This window comes from Thioalkalivibrio sp. ALMg9, assembly GCF_000380625.1.
In the GTDB taxonomy this organism is placed as follows: domain Bacteria; phylum Pseudomonadota; class Gammaproteobacteria; order Ectothiorhodospirales; family Ectothiorhodospiraceae; genus Thioalkalivibrio; species Thioalkalivibrio versutus.
Genome location: NZ_AQYC01000009.1, coordinates 1,004,457 through 1,025,836 on the forward strand (window position 1 = coordinate 1,004,457; position 21,380 = coordinate 1,025,836).

Genomic DNA, 21,380 nt, shown 5'->3' on the forward strand with positions numbered 1-21,380 from the left:
CTGCGTCTGCGGGTGGCTCAGCGACGCGGGTTACGGATTCCGAGCGCAGCGGTATCCCGTTGCGGTTCGGACGGCCGGCGCAGTTCCACGACGATCATGCGGAGCGATACGGCAAAAAGAACCGCCCCCAGCACCAGCATGCCGTCGACCAGCCAGCCATTCGCCAGAAACGGAAAGATCGGACCATCAGTACCCCCGAGCTTTTCGGCCAGTCCCAACCCCAGCAGGAGCGCCCCCGGCGTCTGCACCATCGCCGCACGGCGGAAGGGGTGCATCCGCACAGTCGACCGCTGTGCCGCGGCCACCGTGGACTCCTGGACGGCATCCGGCGCGGCCGTTCTGGCCGCCTTCGGCGGCGGTGAGCCCGGCGCGATGCCCCTCTCAGCAGTGTCCTCGGGGCCCCCTGCAGGGTGGCGATAGGCAAACACCCACCACATCAACAACGGGCTGCCAAGGAACGCAAACAGCACCAGCCCGAAAGCCCCCGCCCCGGATGTCTCGCCACCGTTCAGCGCATGCGCGAGCCATACCGTGGCAAAGGGCAGCACCAAGGTCGCGAAGGCATACAACACCCGCACGCCAAGCGCGGCGCGCCGTCGCGACAACAGCATCACCAATGCGGCCAGTACCGCGAAACTGTATACAACCAGAAGAATCATGAACGCCTCCCTGCGTCATGTGATTGGAACGGTCCGTCGCTGCGGGGCCTGGCGACCCCGCCTGCCGATCCTACCGTCCTGGACCATCCGTTGCTCGTGCCCCCCCTGCGCCTTGCCAGCCTGACCGCCAGCCTTTGCAGGCGTACTGTCCTGTCTGACCGAGCCGATCAGCCCGCGTCGTCCAGGCCTGGAAACTCGAGTTCGTAGCGCAGCTCTTCCTCTGGCTGCCGGATGAAGTTCCCCTGCACCAGGTCGATCTGGGCCTGCCACAACAAGGCCAGACCATCGGCATCCTCCACATAGCTGGCCATGGTGTAGGCACCGACCTCCTTGGCCTGACCCAGGAGGCCGTTGAGCCGTAACGAAGGCGTGGCGGAGTGATGCAGCCCCACGGTGAGTTCCCGCGCGATCTTGACGTAGTCGGGCCGCATTTCGGCAAGCATCCGGCGCGTATCGGCATCGGTACTGGCGCCAAAGTGTTCCAGGGCGATGCGGATCTCCAAATCCCGAAGCGCATCGCCAAAGGCCGAGAGCTGATCCATCCGGCCCAGCACATCGCCCTCGCGGAGTTGCAGAACCAGGCTTCCCGGCCATACCGGGTGCACGGCAAGTTGTTTGCCCAGCCAGGGCAAAAAGCTCGAATCGCCGAGCGAGCCGCGGGACATCTTCACAAACAGCCGCGACTGCGGATGGCTCACGGTTCGGGCATTGAGGATGCCAAGGGCATTACTGATGACCCAGCGATCGAGATGCCGGTCGAGCTCGAGCCGTTCCGCCATCTCGACGAACTGTCCCGGCAACAGGATCTTGCCATTCGGCTCGCGGATTCTCAGCAGCACCTCGTGACGCTCGATCTGATCGGACCCACTGATATTCGCGATCGGCTGAAACACCGGGAACAGTCGCTTTTCCTTGATGGCATGGGCAATGGTGCGCCGCCAGTGATTGCGCTCTTCGACCTCCAGATCCGGCGTCAGCAACTCCGGATCCAGTTGCACCCGGTTGCCGCCGCTGTCGCGGGCCTCGCTACAAAGCGCGATGGCACGGTCCAGAGCCTTGAGCGGACGTTCCCACATCACCTGTCCGACACCGATGCTGGCCACAACGGTTCCACCCGGGAAACCGGACACAGCGGCACCGGCAGTCTGCTCATGCACGCGTTGCGCGAGTTCGACGATCTCCTTCACGTCCTTGCGCTGGGCAATCGCAATCAAGCCCGCCTCACCATGGCTCACTACCAGATCACCCGGGGCCATGGCCTCGCGAACCCGGCGCACGAACTGGTTGCGAGTCTGCTGGTAGTCGATCGGACCGAGGCGGGCGAGGAGTATCCCCGGGTCATCGAACGCCCACTGCAGGACCACCGCGGCCCCCTGCGCAGGATCAAGGCCGTCGAGATGGCATAACACGAGACGCTCGAATTCCAGGGGATGCACCAGTGTCGGCGAGCGATCACGCACGGCCTGGCCGTGCGCTCGCGACCGGATACGGCGGTGCCATGCAGCCCGCGCACGAACCCGGCAGACGATGTCCGCATCGGTACTGGCGGGCGGCAGGTAGTCGAGCACCCCATTGCCGGGCGAGCCATCCGGTGCCCCCGGCACACCCAAAGCCAACAGAGGGATATCCAGAGACATGTCGTGGGGCAACAGCAGGCGGCCGATCTCCTCCGCGGTGACCCCCGGCAAAGACCCGGCGATCACGACCGCCTCTGGCCGACTATCCGCCACTCGATCAACCACCTCCAGGGGGTCTACGCTGATACCTACCTCCAGCCCGGCCTGCCGCAACATGGACGCAGGCTCCTCGACAGACCCGGCGTCCGCGCCGAGCATCAGCACCCGGTACGGGATCAGAAAGTCGTCCTGCACCAGCCCGCGTATGGCCCCCACCAAGTCCAGGTCCGTCACGGGCCGCTTCAACAGGGCATCGGCACCGGCGCGGAGCACATGCAGCTCGGCCTGTCCTGCTGCTCCTCCGCTGGCTGGCGCCAGGATGACCAGCGGCACGCCCGGCAGCGAACCGTCACGCAGGTGGACAAGCCGCGACAGTTCGGCGTCATCCATCGCCGCCAGTTCGGCGATCATCACGTCGGGTGGGGTCGCGTCGCCCGGATGCGGCAGGGCTGCCTCGTCGACGCACGCAACAACCGCATAGCCGTGTATTCCCAGCAGCAAGGCAGTCTCGCTCTCCGGCGAAGCATCCGCCCCGAACAGGCATACCAGAGGCCGCTGGATCGTCGGGGCCGGCGCGGCCGTCTCGGCGTCGTACGCGGCGAGCGGCACTTCGCCCCGCACACTTTCACGCAGCCGCAGAACCAGGGCTCCAATGGTCTCGAGATCGGCCGGGTTGGGACGCACCGTGGTGGCCGCATACTGCGCCAGACGCTCATCAATCCGGCGAGCGGTGGTGAAGGAGTCATCCATTGCCGAGCCGGTCAGACCGCTCACCAAAGCCCGCGTTATGCCCCGGACATCCATCACGTCCTGTGGCCGGAACCCGCGCTGGCGCACGATGTACCAGCGGTCCCTGAGGTCATCGACCACCTTCGGAAGTTTCTTCAAGAAGTCCGTATCAAGGGCATCCGAGGCGCCCCCGGATGACTGGGTTTCGGAGTTCTGCATCATGTAGACCCGGACGTGAGCAATTCAGCGTCACTATAGACAAGTATCCACGGCCCATGGGGCCGAGCGTCCGGCCCTGACCTCCAGGACGCTGCCCGACCCAGCGAGCTCTTCGCGGGGCATAACGCCGAGGGGCCTTGTGGCAGCCTGATTCGGTTATTCCCGAACCGAGCCCCGGGTTAGGATGACGCCTTGCGCATAACGGGAGAGGGATCGTGCTGTTCTGGCTCACGTTGTTGCCGTTCGTGTTGCTGTTCGTGTGGCTCGTGCCGTTGCGGCGGCCGGCCTTTGAAGCGGCGCCCATCGCCTATCTCGCCACCCTGGTGCTGGCCGTTCTGGTCTGGCAGATATCGGGCACGGTGCTGGTAGCGAGTCTGCTGGATGCTGCCATCGTTTTCGTGGAGGTCCTGCTGATCATCCTGATGGCACTGCTGGTGCTGAACGTGATGATCGGGACCGGGCACATGAGTGCAATCCAGTCAGTCATCGCTAGCGTCTCGCGCGACCACCGGGTGCTGGCCATGCTGCTGGGGTGGGGGCTGGTCGGTTTCGTAGAGGGCATCGCCGGCTTCGGCACCCCCGCGGTACTGGCGGCACCGCTGCTGGTGTATTTCGGCATGCGGCCCCTGAAGGCGGTCGCCATCGCCCTGATCGGCAACAGCACCGCCGTCCCCTTCGGTGCGGCCGGAACGCCCGTGATCATCGGCTTCGCCGGCCTCGGCCTGGATACGGAGACCACCCGCTCGGCCGTGTTGCAGACGGCGGTCATCCACACCGTCCTCGCACCGTTCATTACGCTATTCATGGTCTGGGTGGCGACCCTCGGCGAGGAACGCGGGCGCTTCCGCGAGTTCGTGCCCTTCGCCGTGCTATCGGCGCTGGCGTTCGGCATCCCCTATCTGCTGGTTGCCTGGCTGGTGGGGCCGGAACTGCCCGCGATCATCGGCGGCGTGGTGGCAATGGCGGTGATTGCCCTGGCGGCCCATCGCGGCTTCCTGCTACCTGGGCACGAACGGCGCCCAGAGGTCGAGCGGGCCCCAGTCGGGCGCGTGCTCCTGGCCTTTGTGCCGTTCGCGGTCATGGCCGTGGCACTGATCGCCTCGCGCACCATCATGCCGCTGCGCGAGGCCCTGCAGTCCGTGCGCTGGTCACCGGGCGAGTTCCACGGCATTGAGCTGGGACAAAGCCTCGCCCCGCTGTACACACCCTATTTCTACTTTGGGTTGGCCCTGCTCACCGCGCTGATCCTGTTCCGCGTGAGCCGCGCCACGCTGGGTCAGGCGGTGGCCGCCACCTGGGGCAAGCTGCGCGTGGCGGCCATCGTGCTGGCGTTCATCATCGCCCTCACCCAGCTCCTGCTGAGCTCCGGCTCCAACGCCGCCGGCCTGCCGTCGATGCCACAGGTGCTGGGGCAGGGCCTGGCGGAATCACTGGGCGGGACCTTCGTGATGTTCAGCGCCTTCCTCGGCGCGCTGGGCTCGTTCATGACCGGAAGCGCGACCGTCTCCAACCTGCTGTTTGCACAACTCCAGGCAGACACTGCCGATGCCGTGGGCATGGCGCTCCCGACCGTACTCGCCCTGCAACTGATCGGCGCCGGGGTGGGCAACATGATCTCGCTGCACAACATCGCCATGGCGGCCGGAGCCGCCGGTCTGCAGGCGCGCGAGGGTCAGGTGATCCGCGAGACCATCATCCCGGTCATCGTCGTCTGCCTCGGAGCCGGCTTGCTGGCACTCGCCTGGTAGCCAGGGGCGGCGTCGGCCCGCGCTACGGGTTACCGGAAGGCGACACTGGGGCGCCTTTCCGTGGCCTCGGCTACCACCGATAACAACTGGCCTCCTTGCCCATAATTTGCATCCCGATACGCTCCGCCGCGGGGCCACCCGCCACTCCGTAGCAGACATGCAGCGGCAACAAGTGCTCCGCCCGCGGATGGCAGTACCGGGCGCCCGGCGCGCCATCCCAGTGCACGAGCTTGGCCGCCCGTGCATCTTCCGCGTCCGCGCGCCCGCAGCAGACGGCCTCCAACCAGGCCTCGAACGACTGGTTGAGCTGCCGGGACTCCTGCGTATCGGGCGTGAAAAAGGCGCGCAGGTTGTGGAACGAGAAGCCAGACCCCACCACCCACACACCGGATTCATGCAGCCCTGCCAGAGCCCGTCCAATCTCGATATGCTGCGCCGGGTCCAGCGTCTCCACCAGGGAGAGCTGAACGCATGGGACCTGCGCCTCGGGATACATGATCTTCAGCGGCACGAAGAGCCCGTGATCGAACCCCCGCTCCGGGTCCAGGTGCGCATCGATGCCCGCCTCCTGCAGCCGTCGATGAACCTCCGCGGCCAGTGCCGGCTCGCCCGGGCAGGGATACTCGATGGTGTACGACTCCCGGGGAAACCCGTGGTAGTCGTAGATCAGCCCCGGATTCGCCCCGGACGTGATGGTCGGCACCGACGCCTCCCAGTGCGCACTCACCACCACCAGCGCATCGGGCACCCGCACGCGCCCGGCCAGACCCTCCAGATTCGTCACCATGGCCGTGTGCCCTGGGTCCCCCAGCAGTGGCAGCGGCCCACCGCCATGGGACAAAAACAACGCCTGCGTCTTGTCCATCATTCGCTCCCGCCCTTGCATCCCGGTCGTCCGGTCACCCACACAAGCCCGCTACCTACCTACGCCCGTCTCCATCAACGCTGAAACCGGCACCCCTGGAGCCGACAAGCGCCCTCAGTAGCTTCCAGACCAACGACCGCCCTGCACTGATCGTCCGATTCAGGGCTGGGCCCGTCACCCCAACCCCTTCGGGGCGCGCTTCAATGATCGCGCGACCAATGCCAAACGGCATACCGAAGTCCTGCAGGGCCCACTTGCCGGAACGTCGCTACGCGTGGACGTCCAGGACATCACAATGCGGAGCGATGACACGGCCTTCACCGCAGCCCTGTTGCGGGTCTCGAACATCGCATCCATGCCTGCGGGCCTCCCGGACCGGGGGGACGGCGCCCTGTACACGCGCATGAGCTTCCTGCTCGAACACGACGATCATCACGGCTGGCAGATTCGGTTCGGGCAAAACACCGCCGTGCATCGGTAGGCACGCGGAACCGGCACACTGGCACGGCAGCGAACAAGATCATGGAGACCCTCTGGCTTCGTCTCCACCGGACATGACGCGGTAGCGTTCGGGTGACGCCTGGATCTCGCGATGTCCGCCCATGCTCACTCCGATGGATGCGAGACCACTCCCGCCCGCACCATGTTCCACCCCGCATACACCAGGCCGCGCGCCAGAGGTGCCCCCGTCTCCACCGCCGTCACGTGGGCATCGGTCCTCCCAGAAGGTGCCTTTGCATCCCTTGTGCTGGTTGAAAGCCTGACCGCCCCAGCCCGCGCTCAACGGCATGGCATCCGCAATCTCGGCGTGAGACGCAAGGAGACGCTGATCAGCCGCCCCTCGAATCGCCAAGTTTTCGACGGTTACCGCAGCCAACCCCGTTCACAGGCAAATTTTCCGTCGAGAAATTGACATATATCAGATTATCTGGATTTTCTTCTTTTACGATGCAAGCCGCTAGGTACTGGCGGGCCCAAAACCCCGCCCTCCAGCAGGCGGGGCCCCGAATGCCCCGAGACATTTGGTCTTGTTTAAGTGGTTGTTAACTTGAGGAGGTATTGCCATGAACAAGCTGGCCAAAGCTCTTTCTACCGCTGCGCTGATCGGCGCCTTTGCGATCCCGATGCATGCCTCGGCCCAGTGGTGGGGTCCCGGCTATCACGCGCCGAATTATGGCCCCTACTACGGTCCCGGCTACGGGTACGGTCCCGGCTGGGGTCGCGGCGTAGGTGACTGGTTCGGCCTCGGCGACATGTTCGGCGACTTCGACTTCAGCATGCGCGGTCGCGGACATGGATATGGCAGCGGGCATGGATACGGCGACTACTACGGCCGTCACTACGGGAACTACTACCCGCATTATGGCTATGCCCCGTATTACCACCCCGCCCCCTACCAGGGTGCAGCCTGGGCTCCGCAACAGATGGCTGCGGATCAGCCTGAAGATCAGGACAACTGATCGCGATCGCGCCTTCCGGCCGCTAGCCAACCGGCCCGGTCTGCCCATGGCAGGCCGGGCCGGTCACGTTCCTGCACCCCGCATTTCACACCGGATCTCGCTTCCCAGAAAATCATGGGCTTCCTCATCTAGCCTGAAATTGACGCTTTATCCTCGTTTCATCGCTGTTTTCGACGTTTCGCGTGTTCCGCCCCCGTTTTGCGGCCAAACCTGACCTATAGTTCTTTCAAAAACCCCGCCGGGCCGCAGATCCCATGACCGAGACCTCGGACATCCGCAGGAAGAGCTTCGTCGCCCACATGGCGACGGTCTTCATCAACGCCCTCAACGACAACTTCTTCCGGCTGGTGGTCATTTTCATCGCCATCCGCGAGTTCGTCGCCGAGGGCGAAGGCACCTTCTACTACAGCCTGGTCGGTTTCGTGTTCCTGCTTCCGTTCGTGCTGTTCTCGCCATGGGCGGGCTACATCGCCGACCGCTACAGCAAGAAGATCGTGATCGTCTGCACCCGCATGGCCGAGGCCGCGGTGCTGCTGACCGCCGCGCTGATGCTGATCACCGACAACTTCCCCGGCCTGCTGGTGACCACCTTCCTGATGGGCCTGCAGAGCACGTTCTTCAGCCCGGCGAAGTTCGGCATCCTGCCGGAGCTGGTGCGCTACCAGCAGCTATCGCGCGCCAACGGACACATCCAGCTATGGACGTTCCTGGCGATCATCCTCGGCACCGCGCTGGCCGGCTTCGTGATGGAATTCGCCGGCGAGGCGCTGTGGGTCCCGGCGGCCCTGATCGTGGCGCTGTCCGTCACCGGTCTGGTGACCAGCTTGTTCATCGCCCCGACCCTGGCCACCGACAACCCCGCGCCGTTCCGCCTGAACCCGTTCGCGACCGTCATGCAGTCGGTCACCGAGATCCGGCCACACCGCGTCCTGTTCATGGTAATCCTCGGCATCGCATGGTTCTGGGCTCTGGGCACGCTGTACCAACTCAACGTCCCACTGTTCGCCGAGGTCCATCTGGAGCTGGGCGAGCTCGCGACCGGCATCATCCTGACCACGCTGGCGCTCGGCATCGGAACCGGCAGCATCCTTGCCGGCTACCTGTCGCGTGGCGGCATCGCCATGCACCATGCCCCGGCCGGCATGATCGCGGCGGCCCTGATTAGCGCATTGCTGTACTTCGCCACCGACAGTTACCCCGCGACGCTGGTGCTGATGGCCCTGCTGGGCATTGCCTCCGGTTTCTTCATCGTGCCGATCACCGCCTACCTGCAGGGTCACAGCCCCGCTGACCGGCGCGGCCGCTTCATCGCCGCCAGCAACTTCCTGGCTTTCTCCGCCATGCTGGTGGCACCGGTCCTGTTCTGGCTGCTTACCGGGCCCGCCGGTGCCACGCCCGCACATGTGTTCGTGATCGGTGGACTGGCCTCGCTGCTGGTCGGGCTAACGGCCCTGCGGCTGTACCGCCGCCACCGCGCGGAGGCGGATGCCTGAGCCATCAGCCTGCATCCCGCAGCCGTTCGATCAGGCGCTGGGCGTCGCGGGGCGCGGCGCCCTCGGCATCGTTGTCGAAGTAGACATGCACCTCACACCCCTGCGCCAGCCACTGCCGCACGCGGTCGGCCCACTGGTCCAGCAGGCGGTCGCTGTAGGCCGAGGCATAGGTGCGGGTATGCCCGTGCAGACGGCAGTAGACCAGCGGGCCCGCTATGGCCTCCCAGCACGGCCAGTCCGGGGCATCGGACTGGCAGATCCCCACTCCGGCCGCGTCCAGCTGCCCCGCCACCGCCACGGTAAACCAGCTGGGATGGCGAAACTCGATCGCATGCCGCACCTCCGGCCAGAAGCCCAGCGCGTTGGTGAACGCCTCCAGACGCTCCTGGTTCACCGCGAAGTTCGGCGGCAATTGCCACACGACCGCCCGCAGCCGGCTCCCCATCGGTTGCATGCGGTCGCGCAGCAGCCGAACCGAGTCCCCGGCGTCCTTCAGTCGGTGGATATGCGTGACGAACCGGCTGCCCTTGATCGCGAAGCCGAAATCCGGCGGCGTCTGCTCCGCCCACCGCTGCACAGTCGTACTCGCGGGCAGGCGGTAAAAGGTGGCATTGATCTCCAGCCCGCTGAAATTCCGCGCACAGTGGGCGAGCCACTCGCGCTGTGGAACCCCGCGGTAGAAGTCGTCCTTCCACGCCCGGTAGTTCCAGCCGGACGTCCCGACATACGCACAGGCCATCGAGACCTCCTTCAGGCGTGCCTGCAACGAGTGTAGCCACAGGCCTGACGCCCTATCCGGAGGGTGCCCCAATCTCGCCTGCACTCATGCAGTGGAGTCGCGTGCGGAAAGCGGGCGGCCCAATGTCCGCCCGTTCCCGGACGGCTCGCGCCCCCCGGTCACGGACGGTGACGACTCGCCCCGGTCGCCACCCCGCCTGCGATCATGTGCGCCACCCGCAGTGGTTCCGGCAACCGGCTATGGACGCGCTGGTCTTCCAGGAGCCTCTGCGCCGCCTCGGGACTCAGCCCGCAGCGCTGCACGTACAACCCCGCCAGCGGTTCCATGACGCCGGCGGCCTCGATCAGTCGCCACTTGCGCACGCCCCCTGGAACAGGCCCGAGCAGCGCGCGACGAATCGCGGGCAGATCCGGTGCGTGGCGCGCCACCGCGAGGATCGGTAACCCGGTGCGCGCGTGCAGCGCCGGCAGGTCCACCACGTTGAATCCGGCCAGGGTGATCCCCTGCAACAGGATCGCGTGCAGTTGCGGTGCAAACGGACTGTCCAGCACGCATTCGGCCAGACGCGCGGTGGCGTTGGCTCCGTCACGGCGCACCCGCGTCGAGATCACACCGTCCAGCCGCATGCCGGCGAATACCGCACCGACCACCAGCACATCACCCCGATGTGGCCGCGCGAACGGCGCATCATCGAAACCCACCACGTGTGAAAGACGCTCCTGCATCCGCTTCCCGGTCTGCCGCCTCTCGCGCCGCGGCGTTTCACAGTTCCACTGGTGTCCGCCCAGGCCTCGCCAACCCGGAGCGCACTCGGGGCGGGCCCCACCCGCAGCGGCCCCGCCCGCTCCGGCGGCCCATAACGGACTCGCCTCGAAGGGCCACCGGTTGCAGAGGCGCCCGCAATACCCTACATCATGGCAGATACAAGCCCCGTTCCAGAGCAGACCGTGACCGACGAACTGCAACGCATCCGCTTCCTGATCAAGCGTGACGGCGAGGCCGCCACGCGGGAATGGGTCGAGCGCACATTGAACATCTACCGCGAAGCGCTGGCCGGTGCGGGCAATCACCCCCCGGCAGCGCACTACCGCTCGGAGTTCGAGCACTCCATCCGCCGCTTCGAACAGTGGCTGCACGGCAACATGAGGGACGACACGATGACGTTATCCGTCGAGGAGTTCTCCCGGGCGCGGGAGATGGTCAGCGGCCTGCTGGAGGAACTGCATTTGGCGACCTACACGTTCGATGTCGAGCCGCACGACGATGGCTGGGAGATTCGGGTCGAATGCGCCGCCGAGGACGGCTGGATGACCCAAACCTTCGCCGCTAGCCGCGAGGAGCTGCGGCGCGGCGACGACGCCGGTGTGCGTCAGCGGCTGCTTGATGCCTGGGCCGGGCAGCTGGCCGGATGTCGACGCACGCGCTGACTGGACGCCTGACCGTTCCCAAAAGGCACAGACAGCCCTTGAATCCACGCCGGCCCGGGACATTTCGTACTTCTGCGCGGTCTCACCCAGTACCTGGACGACTGATCATTGACACCCCACATCTGGCACCTACCTAGAGCGCACAAAGGGGGCTCGCCATGCGCCCGGACCTGATCACGGTATTTGGCGGCACCGGCTTTCTCGGCAGCGCGATCGTGCACGAGCTGATCGACGCCGGACATCCCGTGCGGATTGCTTCGCGCCGGGCGGCGTTACCCGCCGCGCTGGAACAACATGCCCAGGTGGAGCACTGCAGCGCCGATATCCGTGACGATGCCGCCGTCACCCGGGCACTGGAGGGGGCCAGCGGCGTGGTGAACGCGGTCAGCCTGTATGTGGAACACCGCGACCTCCGCTTCACCACCATCCACGTGGAAGGCGCTGCGCGCCTCGCCCGATCGGCGCGCGCCGCGGGCCTGGCGAGAGTCGTGCAGATCTCCGGGATCGGGGCCGACAGCCAGTCGCGCTCCGCCTACATACGCGCCAGGGCCGAAGGCGAGTCGGCCGTGATCCGCGAGTTCCCCGACGCCTTGATCGTGCGTCCCAGCGTGCTCTTCGGCCCGCATGATGCCTTCCTGCGCAACCTGGCCGGCCTTGCGCGCCTGCCGGTGATCCCCCTGTTCGGCCGCGGAGAGACCCGCCTGCAGCCGGTGCACGTGGCCGATGTCGCCCGCGCCGTGGCCAGGCTGTTCACCGCCACCCCGCCTGCACACCCGCTCTTCGAACTCGGTGGTCCCGACATCATGACGTACCGCCAGATCCTGACTCGGGTACTGGTTCACCTGGAACGCCAGCGCCCGATGGTGCCAGTGCCCTTCGCGCTCTGGCACGCACTGGCCCGGCTCGGCTCGCTGCTACCGAACGCACCCCTGACCCGGGACCAGATCTTCCTGATGCAGCAGGACAACGTCGCCGACGAAACGGCGGGAAGCTTCGCCGACCTCGGCATCACGCCCCGCAGGCTGGAGGATTCCCTTCCGGACTGCCTCCCGGCGGAATGATTCCCGGATGCGCCGCCGCGCCGTGCGAAACCCAGGAAGCAGGGTGTCCTCTTCCTGCTCTCTTCCCGTCCTTTCCTGGTCGCCCCGGATGCGGCACGCCGGACCGCGGCTATATCCGGCGGCGCACACCTCACAAGCCCGCCAAATGTGCACCGCAATTGCACCATCGTTGAAACCGCCCTATGTTCCTGAAGATAACGTCCTGCAATCGTGGTGACCCAATGGCACGAGCGCACACCTTCAACCGAATCACTGTCCGGCCACTCGCGCTGTTAACCGCCCTGTGGCTGCTGGGCGGCGCCGCCGTCGCCGAGGACGCCCCCGGCGCCCAAATTGCGCAGGGAGGCAATGATCGCGGCGCGACCGCCTGCATCCAGTGCCACGGCGAACAGGGCCAGGGCCAGGCACAGCCCCCATTCCCGCGCCTGGCGGGGCTCCCGAAGGCCTACTTGGTCGAGCAGATGACGGCCTACCGGGAAGGCCAGCGCCCGAATGCCACCATGGGCCAGATCGCCCAGCATCTGGACGATGACGAGATCGAGGCGGTCAGCCGCCACTACGCCGAGATGAAACCCGCGGGCGGGCCGCACCGGGTGCCCGAAGACCTGGTAGAAAAAGGGCGCGAGATTGCGCTCGAAGGGCTGCCGGAGCGAAACATCCAGTCCTGCGCCTCCTGCCATGGCGAACAGGGGCGCGAGCGCAACCCCAGCCTGCCACCGCTCGCCGGCCATCCCCCGCGTTATCTCATGGCACAGCTCCAGGCCTATGCCCAGGGGGCCCGCAAGACCGCCCTGGCCGGTTTGATGCAAGGCATCGCCCAGGAGCTGGAGGAAGAAGAGATGGCCGCCGTGTCGGCCTACTTCGCCTCGATTCCCGCCCGCGAGGAATAACCCCTTTGCTGCCGCCCGGACCGGACATCAACGAGCCCCGGGGGCGCAGGGCCGTGGGGGCCCGGCTTCCGTCCATCCCGCCGGCGGGCTCAATCCCTAGATAGCCCCCCGACGCGTAGCGAGCCTCGACCGCAGTGCGGAAATGTCCCGGAGTGGGTATCTTGTTGGCGCGGGACAAGGCAATCCCGCTGTCGGGTCCGGTATCTCGCGGCCCGGATGAGTCAAAACAGGGAGAGAAACATGCCAGGGAAACTGATCGTGGGCGGCCTCGTGGTCGCCGCCGCCGGTGTCGGGTATTACCACTACGAGGTCCGGCAGGTCGAGCAGAAGCTCGACGACATGGTGGAGATGCTCCAGCCGCTCGGCACGCTGCACTACTCCGACGTCGGGTTCGGCCTCGGGGGCGAACTGCACGTCAACGGGCTGCTGTTTGAACCCAACAACACGGCCATCGGCCGCATGCGCGCTGACCGCATCACCCTGGAAGCCGGAAACCTGTGGCGGCTCGCCCGGCTTCGGCACACGCTGGATGCCCGACGCCTGCCGCGGCAGCTCGGGTTTTCCGTGCACGGGCTGACCCTGCCGGCCGGCATCGCCACAGGCGCGCAGGGCGACACGCCTGCGCTGTGGCTCGACACCGCCGGCTGCGGGGCCTATCAAGCCGCCCCGCCGGACGCCCTGATGGCCGCACTCGGCTATCGCGACATCCCGCTGGACTTCGGCGCCCACTACCACCTCGAAGAGGACCGCAACAGTCTGACCGTGCACAGCACGTTCGGCATGGGCCCACTGGGCCAGGGCACCTCCACCGGACGCTTCGACATCCAGGCCGCCTCGAACCGGGCCCGCGATCTCGCTCCGGCGCTAATGACCGCCTCGCTACAATCCTTGACCGTGGGGTACGCGGACCGGGGGTACTACCCTGCACTGATGGAATTCTGCGCGAACGAGATGGAGATGGCTCTCGAGGACTATACCGAGCACCACAAAGGCGCCTGGGTCGAGGCCTGGCGCCCCTTCGGCGTGCAGCCCGGGCCCACGATGGTCGATGCCTACGGACGCTTCATCGAGGATCCCAAGGACGTTTCGCTGCGCATTGGCCCGATCGACAACCCGGCGCTGCTCTGGGCCAACGTCGACACCCCGACCCACCTGCTACGTCGGGTCGAGTCCAGCCTGACCGTGGCCGAAAAACACTACGGTCGCGTCGATCTGCGCCCCGTCACCCCGGGCCCCGCCAGACCGACGACGACCGAGAATACGAACTTGAACACGGGCCCGGCCGCCTCGACCACGGCACCCGATTTATCGCCTGTCCCGAACATCGCACTGAATGCCCTGGGCGACCACATCGGCCGCAATATCCGCATCCAGCTCGCCGACGGGCGCACCCGCGATGGCGAACTGCTCGGAATCGAGGAGGAGCACATCCGTGTGCGCCGACGCTTCGGCAGCGGCTACATGGTCGTGCCACTCGCGCTGTCCGACATCGCCGAGGTGCGCCCACTCCGCTGAGGCCAGCGCGCCCCGCCATTGCAGAAAACTGCTGGAGCACAACATGGCATTGCACCACGCCACACCCGGAGAAATCGTGGACGTTCGCCCCCTGGGGAAAGAACTGCGCGAATCAAAAAGTGCAACGCTGCTGCGTTCGGAACATTTGCAAGTCTTCCGCGTCGTGCTCCCCAAAGGCGAAGAGTTCAGTGATCACGCCGTACCCGGAGAGATCACGGTCCAATGCCTGGAAGGCTCGGTCGATTTCCGTATCGGGGAAGACAAGGTCCAGCGACTCACCGCCGGCGCCCTGATCTATCTGAATGGGGGTCAGCCCCATGCCCTCAAGGCGCTGGAAGACGCGTCAGTCCTGGTGACCATCTACCACCCACGATAGCCTGATCAACCGATATTTGGCGTGATTCCACGCCACCATCCCGTACTGCACCGGGCCGGTTCCAGGCCCAGGCGCCACTCAGCGCCTGCTTGAGACGGAGCCGACTGCCTCTGCGCGCTCGAGTAGGCCGCCCCCCGAGTCCCATCCTCGCGCAGGCGAGATGACCGGGGCTGACCTTGCCCTTTACCCATCCACTGCCAGCCGAAATGCTCGGGGTCGAACCTTGCCCTTTGCCCATCCGCCGCCAACCCGCCGACCTGCTAAATCCGCAGGTAGAATTCTTAGCCCTGCCGGCAGCGACTTCACAGGGTGTTCCGGTACATCCGCCCGCCCTTCATGATCAACCACAACGAGTTCTCCGGCTCCGCCAGGAAGGACAGATCCCGCTCCGGCTCCCCGTCGACCACCAGCAGGTCTGCCAGGCCGCCGGGCTGAACAACCCCCAGACCGCTGCCGTAGGGCGCGCGCGGCCCGGATAACGCCAGGCAGCGGCCGTTGTCCCCAGTAGCCATGCGCAGTACCTCGAGGGGTTCGTAGAAGCGGGTCATCTTGGCCAGCTGACGCCCCTGGGTATGGGTCTTGTCGGGGGCAAACAGGATGTCCGTGCCCCAGGCGGTCTGTACCTCATGCTCGCGTGCCCACGCGTAGGCCTGTTCCGTACCCCTGGCCACCCGCGTCTGCTTCGCCACCTGTTCCGGATCCCGGTAAACGTTGGAGTCCTCGTCCTGGAGAAATGGCTGCAGGCTCCACCAGACGCCCTCGCCCGCCATCATGCGGACCGCCTCCTCGTCTGCCAGCTGGCCGTGTTCGATGCAGCCGACACCCGCGCGGATGGCGCGCTTGATCCCTTCGGGCACGTAAACGTGCACCGTGGCGTAGGTGCCCCAGTCCCTGGCGGCCTCGACACCCGCGCGCAACTCCCGCTCGGTGTACTGCACGCTATCCAGGGGATCGTAGAGGGAGGCCACACCGCCACCAGCCATTAGCTTGATCTGGCTTGCGCCCAGCATGAGCTGTTCCCGCGCGCGACGGAGCACCTCGTCGGCGCCATCGGCGATCACCGAAACCCCGGAAAGCTCCGTCTGGGTGGGGCCAGACAGGGCCGTGCGCGGTACTTCATGGCGCATGCGGAAATCACCGTGCCCCGAGGTCTGGCTGATCATCGCGCCGGAGGGGAAGATGCGCGGCCCCGGGGTAACGCCTTCGTCAATGGCGCGCTTGAGAGCGAAGGCGGGGCCGCCCACGTCGCGCACCGTGGTGAAACCACGCATCAGCGTCGCCCGCGCCTCGCGCGCCGCCTGCAGGTGAATGTAGGCCGGATCCGCCGTCAGGGCGGTGCGCATGTCCACCCCCGCCAGGGTGGTATGCCAGTGGGCATCGATGAGTCCGGGCATCACCACCCGTCCTCCGCAATCCACACGCAGCACACCCTCGGGCGCTGCGTCCGGCGTGATCAGATCGACGATCCGCTCACCCTGGATCAAAACCGCCACGCCTTCCCTCAAATGGAGGGACTGGCCATCGAACAGGCGCAGATTCACCAGTAGCAGGGGGCGATCCGGCAGGCCCGGCCGCTCATCCGGCCCGGCCGCTACTCGGAACCCGGCGAACATGCCCACCAGCGCCGCCATGCCTCCCAGCATACGCCGGCGGCTGATGTCCGCCTCGATACGCTGCATGGCGCGCATGGTCTCCGGCCGGCCGCACAGGCACGACATGCCCCCGGGGTGTTCGGTACCGCAGCAGGGGTGGGAGTGGACAGGCTCGTGCATCACTGGGCTCCTTGGGCAAGGCCGCTGACCAGTAAACACCGGGAGACGTCCGCGCCGCCCGATCCCTAGTTCAGATTAGCAGGGATGAGTGCATCCTTGACCCTCATTCTCATCCCTTTGTCTCTTTCGAAACATTGTCGGAAGATGAGCCGTGACGGCGATATCGGACCCCACGAATCCAGCTCCCCGGAGCAGGTTCAAGCGCTAGTCAGCGCGTGGCTGGGGCGGAACCGATTGCTTCTGCGAGCTGGAATAGACGCTCAGGGCGGTCACGGTCAGCAGGATCAATCCCATGCCAAAGACCTGGAGTGCGCCCAGGGTCTCGCTCAGGAACACCACGCCGAACAGCGACGCAGTCACCGGCTCGACCATCGCCACGATGGACGCGACGGCGGGTGCCGTGTGGTTCAGGCCGATGATGTAGAAAATGAACGACAACCCGGCGCCCAGCACGCCCAGTATCACGAACAACGGCCAGCTCGGCGTGCTCAGCACAGCCACGGTCTGGTCGGGATCGCCCAGCCCGAACAGGATGACGACCAGGACCGCGAACGCGATCACCAGAATCGCCTGCGGGCTGCCGTGGGGTGCCGCGAACTTGAAGCCGAAGATAAAGACCGCGTAGGACAGCCCGGAAGCCAGACCGGCCCCGGCGGCAATCGGCGTCACGTCACCGGCGCCGATATCGTAAATACCCGTCAGCAGCACCACACCCAGCATGACCATCGCGATCGCGAGCCACTTGAACAGGGTGGGTTTTTCGAGCCCGAGTGCAAAAGAGACGAGATAAACGAATACCGGCGCGCAGTACATCAGTGTCGCAGCCACCGCGACACTGCCCTCGGCGATGCTCAGGAAGTAGAAGGTGAAGTTGCCCGCGACCCCCAGGCCGGCGATCGCCGACCAGAACCACATGCGGCCACTGGCCAATCCGCTGCCATGCGGGCGAATCGCAAGCCAGGCGAGCACGAACAGCAGCCCGATCGCACCCCGGTAGAACGACACCACCACCGGATCCCAACCCTGGCCCGTGAGAATGCCCCCAATCCCGCCGGACAGCCCCCAGGAAAACGCCGCCAGGGCGACGAACAGCGTGCTCAGACCCACCACTTTTTCGGATGAAAGCGACCTCAGCGGGGTCGGTGCGCCCTGTGCCATTCAGCCAGTCCCTATCGTGGGTCGTGAGTGAGTCCCGACCCGTCGATCTGCTGGTCGGCGACATGTTTCGCGTTGACCCCGCGATGGGTCAGCGAAACGCCGCACAATATAACAGCGCCACGCGTCGTGATGTTGTGAGACATCAACGAGCGCGGGACATTAGAGAAGCCCTTGCCGCTTGGGTGGAGGCGCGGCGCGAAAGGACGGCCTGAGCCCTTGCCGCCCTCGCGGCTCCCGGGCAAATCAGTCGTGGACGATGATGCGCGCGCCGGCGGGGTCGATATCGACGCGGGAACTCGAATACTCGCAGGCGTCCGCGATTTCCTTCAGCTCTGGCATATTGTTGAGCTCCGCCAGTTTCCGCAACAGGCCGCCTTCGCAGTCGCATTGCATCCCTCTGTCGGGATCGGCTGTGCACTTGAACTCACCCCCATCCACCGACCAGTCCATGCCCGATGGCATCTGCAGGATGACGGGCTCCTCGCGCATTACCTGCACCTTCACCCGATCCGTGTTCTCGCCACGCTCCCAATCCACGGTCGGCAAATTGTCTCTGGCCATCATGTCACTCCTTCCATCCGAATATCCCGCGTAGTGTCACGCGATCCATGCCCAGCGTACGAGGCGCCTTCCGGCCCTTGCTTTGATGCCAGGCCCCTTCCACTTTCCGCCAAAATGGGCTGATGTCAGGATGCAGTCCGTACGGTGTCAAACATAACGAAGATCGTTGGTGTCCTTTGTTGCTCGCACATCCATTGCGCCACTCAAGCCGACGGGGGACCCATTTGTGCGGGAAATCGCCGCAGCTGCTCCCTTGGCGATGCCGGCCTGCTACATCCGAAGGTAGACCCCATAGCGCGGGCTCGCTGGCACTCAGGCCGACACTCCTGTACACAGGGGGCGCCTGTCACAAACACCATCCGGAGCTTGCATGTCCAGGAAACCGTTCCTACTGATCGCCTTGCCCCTGGCCGCACTCATGGCGGCCCCTGCTTGGGCCGACGACGGCGAGATCCAGCGCATCCTGGAGGCCAAGGGGGCCGCATGGGAAGCCGGCGATGGCGAGGCCTGGGCACGCGACTATGCGGAGAACGCCGGGGTGATCAATCTCGTCGGCACGCGCCTCGAGGACCGTTCGAGCAATGCACAACGGCATACGGACTTGCTGCAGGGCCCCTTTGCCGGAACCTCGCTAAGCGTCGACGTACAGGACATCATCCTGCTCGGCGACGACACCGCCTTCGCGGAGGTCATGTTTCGGGTTTCGGGCATTGAATCCATGCCGGACGGCCTGCCGGACCGCGGCGACGGCGAGCTGCACACGCGTATGAGCTTCCTGTTCGAACGCCACGATCACCACGGCTGGCAGATCCAGTTCGGACAGAACACCGCCGTGCACCCATAACAGACGGCGGCGGCGACGGGGTCGGACCACGATAACCTACTGACTTAATGTAGTTATATCGCGCCAAACCCCCTTTCTAGACGCTTATCCGCCCTGTTTGGTGGTCAAGACCGTGTATCCACCCGATAACCTGCGCCGGTTTAGGACTGGCCACCCATCCCGCGATCCACGACGTCACCCGCCATCTCGCCCTCCCCACATGGCGTACCAGCAGGTGCACGCGCAGCGAGGTGACCATGGCGTTCAGCACACACAAACCGTAGTGCTGCCGCGCGTCATACAGCCAGTACCGCCCGAGCCTGCGGTCACGGGCAAACTTCAGCAGGAACTCCTGCTTGAGACAGCGATGGACCACATGCCAGATTGGCCCAGACAGTGATGGGCTTCCCTCCCTGAAATAGCCATTTGACGGTCGAAATGGCGGCTTCAAGCCCGAATTCGTGCCCTAGGCCAGATATGTTCACCGCCTTTTCCAACCCTTACCCTGGTCCGCCCCCCCGATGCGCAGCCACTCTCGACGATTCAGCCCTTCAGGGTCGCGATGGCCTGCACCGTGTTCTCCTTCACCGGGCGCGGCCGCTCCGGCTTGAAGTTCCGGATGTACTCGACCACCTCGGGGCCGGTGAGCACGGGTACCGACAGGTCGGACGAACGCCCCAGCGAGACATCCGGGTGGGTGAACAGCACGATCGGCTGGATCCAGCGCTTCGCCTTGCGGCTCTTCAGGTATTCACTCAGCAACCACACCTGCTTCTTCACCTGCCTGATGGGATTGCGCATCTCCTTGCCATAGCGGTTTCCGCGACGCCCCGTCTTGCTCACGGTCCATTGCGGCCGGCTCTCGTCACAGTTGATCGCCCCGTTGTTGTGCTTCACCTCGATCACGAACACCGCCTCCGGTCCGGTCACCACCAAGTCGGTCTCCACCATCCCGGTGCGGGACTGTTCGCTGGGCAGATCCACCTGATTGAAGATCGCGAATGAATCCGGGAGCTTCGAAAGCCAGTCCAGGGCCGCATCCTCGCCGCGCGCCCCCGCCTCGATTACCGCGCTGCCACCGATGCTTCCATACAGGGCCGCCACGCCCGCAAGCGCTACGAGCCCTACGAGCGGATGAATGAAGAAGGCCGCAACCGCGACCGGAAGGCCCATGATCAGGACCAGATTCCGCCCCTTCGCCTGAATCGCCTTCGACTCCTCAGTCAATCGATTCGCGGTCACATACCGAGTATTCGCCATGGCCCCTTCCTTTTCATTTCCGGAACGAATCGAACGCCTCCACGATGCCAGATTGAGCCCGGCTACTGGACCGGCTTCGTTCCGCGGCAACCGGGATACTGCGTACACCCCCAGAACTCCTGGCCGACCCTGGAGCCGCGACGTGCCTTCCGCTTCATCATCGCCTCGCCGCATTTCGGACAGGCCGGCCCGGCCGGGGCCTCATGCCATTCGCGTAGCTGCTGCACGTGGGTCCGGTGCGTATGCCGAGAAGGCTCCAGCCGGCGACCCTTCAGCTGGTCCACCAGGGCCTGCACCTCGTCATCGCTCCACACCTTCGTGCGGAACGAACGGATGTAGCCCAGCAGCCCGAGGCCCCGGACCACGTTCTCGGGCATCGGTGTCTTGAAACGACTGCTGCCGACAAAGACCACCACCGAATGGATCGTCTCGGGCTCGACCTGCAGCGCATCGGAAATCGCCCGTTCATGCCGGTAGTTCTGGCGCAGCGGATTCTGGAAGCGAAACGACCGGCGGTAGAAACGTTGCGTCCATTGAGCCTGCCGCGCATCGCCAAAGATCCACCCGCGCATATTCTTCGTCTCGATGACGAAAATGCCGAAGCGGGACACCAGCACATGGTCCACCTGCGTCGTGCCGTCGCCCGTCTCCAGCGTGACATCGTGAAGCGCGTGCCCCGCCTTGCCGTCCAGCCCAACCGACAGAATCAGGCGAACCACAAGCTCACCCACCCAGCCCTTGACCATCGGCAGCCGACCGATGGCGAACAGCACGACCAGGATCCAGGCCCACCAGAATCGCAGCATCCCCTCCAGAAATGCCCCGCCCAGATTGATCTCCATCACATCCCCTTCTTGGCTCTCCGGACTAGTAAAGCTGGACCAAGCGTCGGCCCCCAAAAAGGTCATGGGTGCCCTCTTCTTCATGGGAAGCCAATCATTCCTGCGCC

The 21,380-nt window shown here is 65.5% G+C and carries 19 protein-coding genes and 2 pseudogenes; 10 read left to right on the forward strand and 11 right to left on the reverse strand.

The genetic code is table 11. The features are described from left to right. Window positions 1–17: 17 nt before the first annotated feature. Window positions 18–659 (reverse strand): hypothetical protein, encoded by a 642-nt coding sequence (locus F792_RS0113910; RefSeq protein ID WP_018170121.1) that lies wholly within the window; start codon window positions 657–659, stop codon window positions 18–20. Between the two features lie 167 nt (window positions 660–826). Further along, window positions 827–3,286: an EAL domain-containing protein gene (locus F792_RS0113915; RefSeq protein ID WP_018170122.1), complete on the reverse strand. Its 2,460-nt coding sequence runs from the start codon at window positions 3,284–3,286 to the stop codon at window positions 827–829. 212 nt (window positions 3,287–3,498) lie between these two features. Between F792_RS0113915 and F792_RS0113920 the strand changes: the two genes are divergently transcribed. Next, window positions 3,499–5,031 carry an L-lactate permease gene (locus F792_RS0113920; RefSeq protein WP_018170123.1) on the forward strand — a complete coding sequence of 511 codons (1,533 nt, stop codon included), beginning with the start codon at window positions 3,499–3,501 and terminating at the stop codon, window positions 5,029–5,031. Between the two features lie 70 nt (window positions 5,032–5,101). On the opposite strand, the gene F792_RS0113925 is transcribed toward F792_RS0113920, so the two are convergent. Further along, window positions 5,102–5,896 (reverse strand): class III extradiol ring-cleavage dioxygenase, encoded by a 795-nt coding sequence (locus F792_RS0113925; protein ID WP_018170124.1) that lies wholly within the window; start codon window positions 5,894–5,896, stop codon window positions 5,102–5,104. A 181-nt stretch (window positions 5,897–6,077) separates the two neighbouring features. Between F792_RS0113925 and F792_RS0113930 the strand changes: the two are divergent. The 3 genes and pseudogenes from F792_RS0113930 to F792_RS0113940 all read left to right on the forward strand — a co-directional run. After that, window positions 6,078–6,377, forward strand: a pseudogene (locus tag F792_RS0113930) (DUF4440 domain-containing protein); the annotation flags it as partial. Between the two features lie 583 nt (window positions 6,378–6,960). Beyond that, window positions 6,961–7,356 carry a sulfur globule family protein gene (locus F792_RS0113935; protein WP_018170126.1) on the forward strand — a complete coding sequence of 132 codons (396 nt, stop codon included), beginning with the start codon at window positions 6,961–6,963 and terminating at the stop codon, window positions 7,354–7,356. 254 nt (window positions 7,357–7,610) lie between these two features. Next, a complete protein-coding gene (locus F792_RS0113940; RefSeq protein WP_018170127.1) occupies window positions 7,611–8,849 on the forward strand; it encodes an MFS transporter in 1,239 nt (412 codons plus the stop codon). 4 nt (window positions 8,850–8,853) lie between these two features. On the opposite strand, the gene F792_RS0113945 is transcribed toward F792_RS0113940, so the two are convergent. Together F792_RS0113945 and F792_RS0113950 are read right to left on the reverse strand one after the other, a co-directional pair. Then, window positions 8,854–9,588, reverse strand: coding sequence for a DUF72 domain-containing protein (locus tag F792_RS0113945; protein WP_018170128.1), 735 nt, complete (start codon window positions 9,586–9,588; stop codon window positions 8,854–8,856). A gap of 158 nt (window positions 9,589–9,746) precedes the next feature. After that, window positions 9,747–10,313 (reverse strand): DUF99 family protein, encoded by a 567-nt coding sequence (locus tag F792_RS0113950; RefSeq protein ID WP_018170129.1) that lies wholly within the window; start codon window positions 10,311–10,313, stop codon window positions 9,747–9,749. A 222-nt stretch (window positions 10,314–10,535) separates the two neighbouring features. Between F792_RS0113950 and F792_RS0113955 the strand changes: the two genes are divergently transcribed. From F792_RS0113955 to F792_RS14780, 5 genes are all read left to right on the forward strand, one after another. Beyond that, entirely contained in the window at window positions 10,536–11,015 is a 480-nt protein-coding gene (locus F792_RS0113955) for a hypothetical protein (RefSeq protein WP_018144261.1), read from the forward strand. A 158-nt stretch (window positions 11,016–11,173) separates the two neighbouring features. After that, window positions 11,174–12,076: a complex I NDUFA9 subunit family protein gene (locus F792_RS0113960; RefSeq protein WP_018170130.1), complete on the forward strand. Its 903-nt coding sequence runs from the start codon at window positions 11,174–11,176 to the stop codon at window positions 12,074–12,076. 221 nt (window positions 12,077–12,297) lie between these two features. After that, window positions 12,298–12,966 carry a cytochrome c gene (locus F792_RS0113965; RefSeq protein ID WP_018170131.1) on the forward strand — a complete coding sequence of 223 codons (669 nt, stop codon included), beginning with the start codon at window positions 12,298–12,300 and terminating at the stop codon, window positions 12,964–12,966. 240 nt (window positions 12,967–13,206) lie between these two features. Continuing rightward, window positions 13,207–14,481 carry a hypothetical protein gene (locus F792_RS0113970; RefSeq protein ID WP_018170132.1) on the forward strand — a complete coding sequence of 425 codons (1,275 nt, stop codon included), beginning with the start codon at window positions 13,207–13,209 and terminating at the stop codon, window positions 14,479–14,481. 76 nt (window positions 14,482–14,557) lie between these two features. Continuing rightward, a complete protein-coding gene (locus tag F792_RS14780) occupies window positions 14,558–14,857 on the forward strand; it encodes a cupin domain-containing protein (protein ID WP_231362652.1) in 300 nt (99 codons plus the stop codon). 302 nt (window positions 14,858–15,159) lie between these two features. Here the strand turns inward: F792_RS14780 and F792_RS0113980 are convergent, their stop codons facing one another. The 3 genes from F792_RS0113980 to F792_RS0113990 form a co-directional block, all read right to left on the reverse strand. Continuing rightward, window positions 15,160–16,629 carry an amidohydrolase family protein gene (locus F792_RS0113980; protein WP_026305989.1) on the reverse strand — a complete coding sequence of 490 codons (1,470 nt, stop codon included), beginning with the start codon at window positions 16,627–16,629 and terminating at the stop codon, window positions 15,160–15,162. Between the two features lie 204 nt (window positions 16,630–16,833). Then, window positions 16,834–17,736, reverse strand: a complete 903-nt coding sequence (locus F792_RS0113985) for an EamA family transporter (protein WP_018170135.1) — start codon at window positions 17,734–17,736, stop codon at window positions 16,834–16,836. 294 nt (window positions 17,737–18,030) lie between these two features. Beyond that, the gene (locus tag F792_RS0113990) at window positions 18,031–18,351 is read right to left on the reverse strand and encodes a hypothetical protein (RefSeq protein ID WP_018170136.1); all 321 of its coding nucleotides are present in this window, start codon (window positions 18,349–18,351) and stop codon (window positions 18,031–18,033) included. A gap of 367 nt (window positions 18,352–18,718) precedes the next feature. Here F792_RS0113990 and F792_RS0113995 point away from each other — a divergent pair, with 367 nt between their 5' ends. Further along, the gene (locus tag F792_RS0113995; RefSeq protein ID WP_018170137.1) at window positions 18,719–19,192 is read left to right on the forward strand and encodes an SgcJ/EcaC family oxidoreductase; all 474 of its coding nucleotides are present in this window, start codon (window positions 18,719–18,721) and stop codon (window positions 19,190–19,192) included. Between the two features lie 151 nt (window positions 19,193–19,343). Here F792_RS0113995 and F792_RS15130 read toward each other — a convergent pair. The 3 genes and pseudogenes from F792_RS15130 to F792_RS0114010 form a co-directional block, all read right to left on the reverse strand. After that, window positions 19,344–19,568: pseudogene (locus F792_RS15130) on the reverse strand (hypothetical protein); the annotation flags it as partial. Window positions 19,569–19,714: 146 nt separating this feature from the next. Continuing rightward, window positions 19,715–20,431, reverse strand: a complete 717-nt coding sequence (locus F792_RS0114005; RefSeq protein WP_018170139.1) for a nuclease-related domain-containing protein — start codon at window positions 20,429–20,431, stop codon at window positions 19,715–19,717. Window positions 20,432–20,493: 62 nt separating this feature from the next. Then, on the reverse strand, window positions 20,494–21,273 hold the full coding sequence (locus F792_RS0114010) for a nuclease-related domain-containing protein (protein WP_018170140.1): 780 nt from the start codon (window positions 21,271–21,273) through the stop codon (window positions 20,494–20,496). Between the last annotated feature and the right edge of the window lie 107 nt (window positions 21,274–21,380).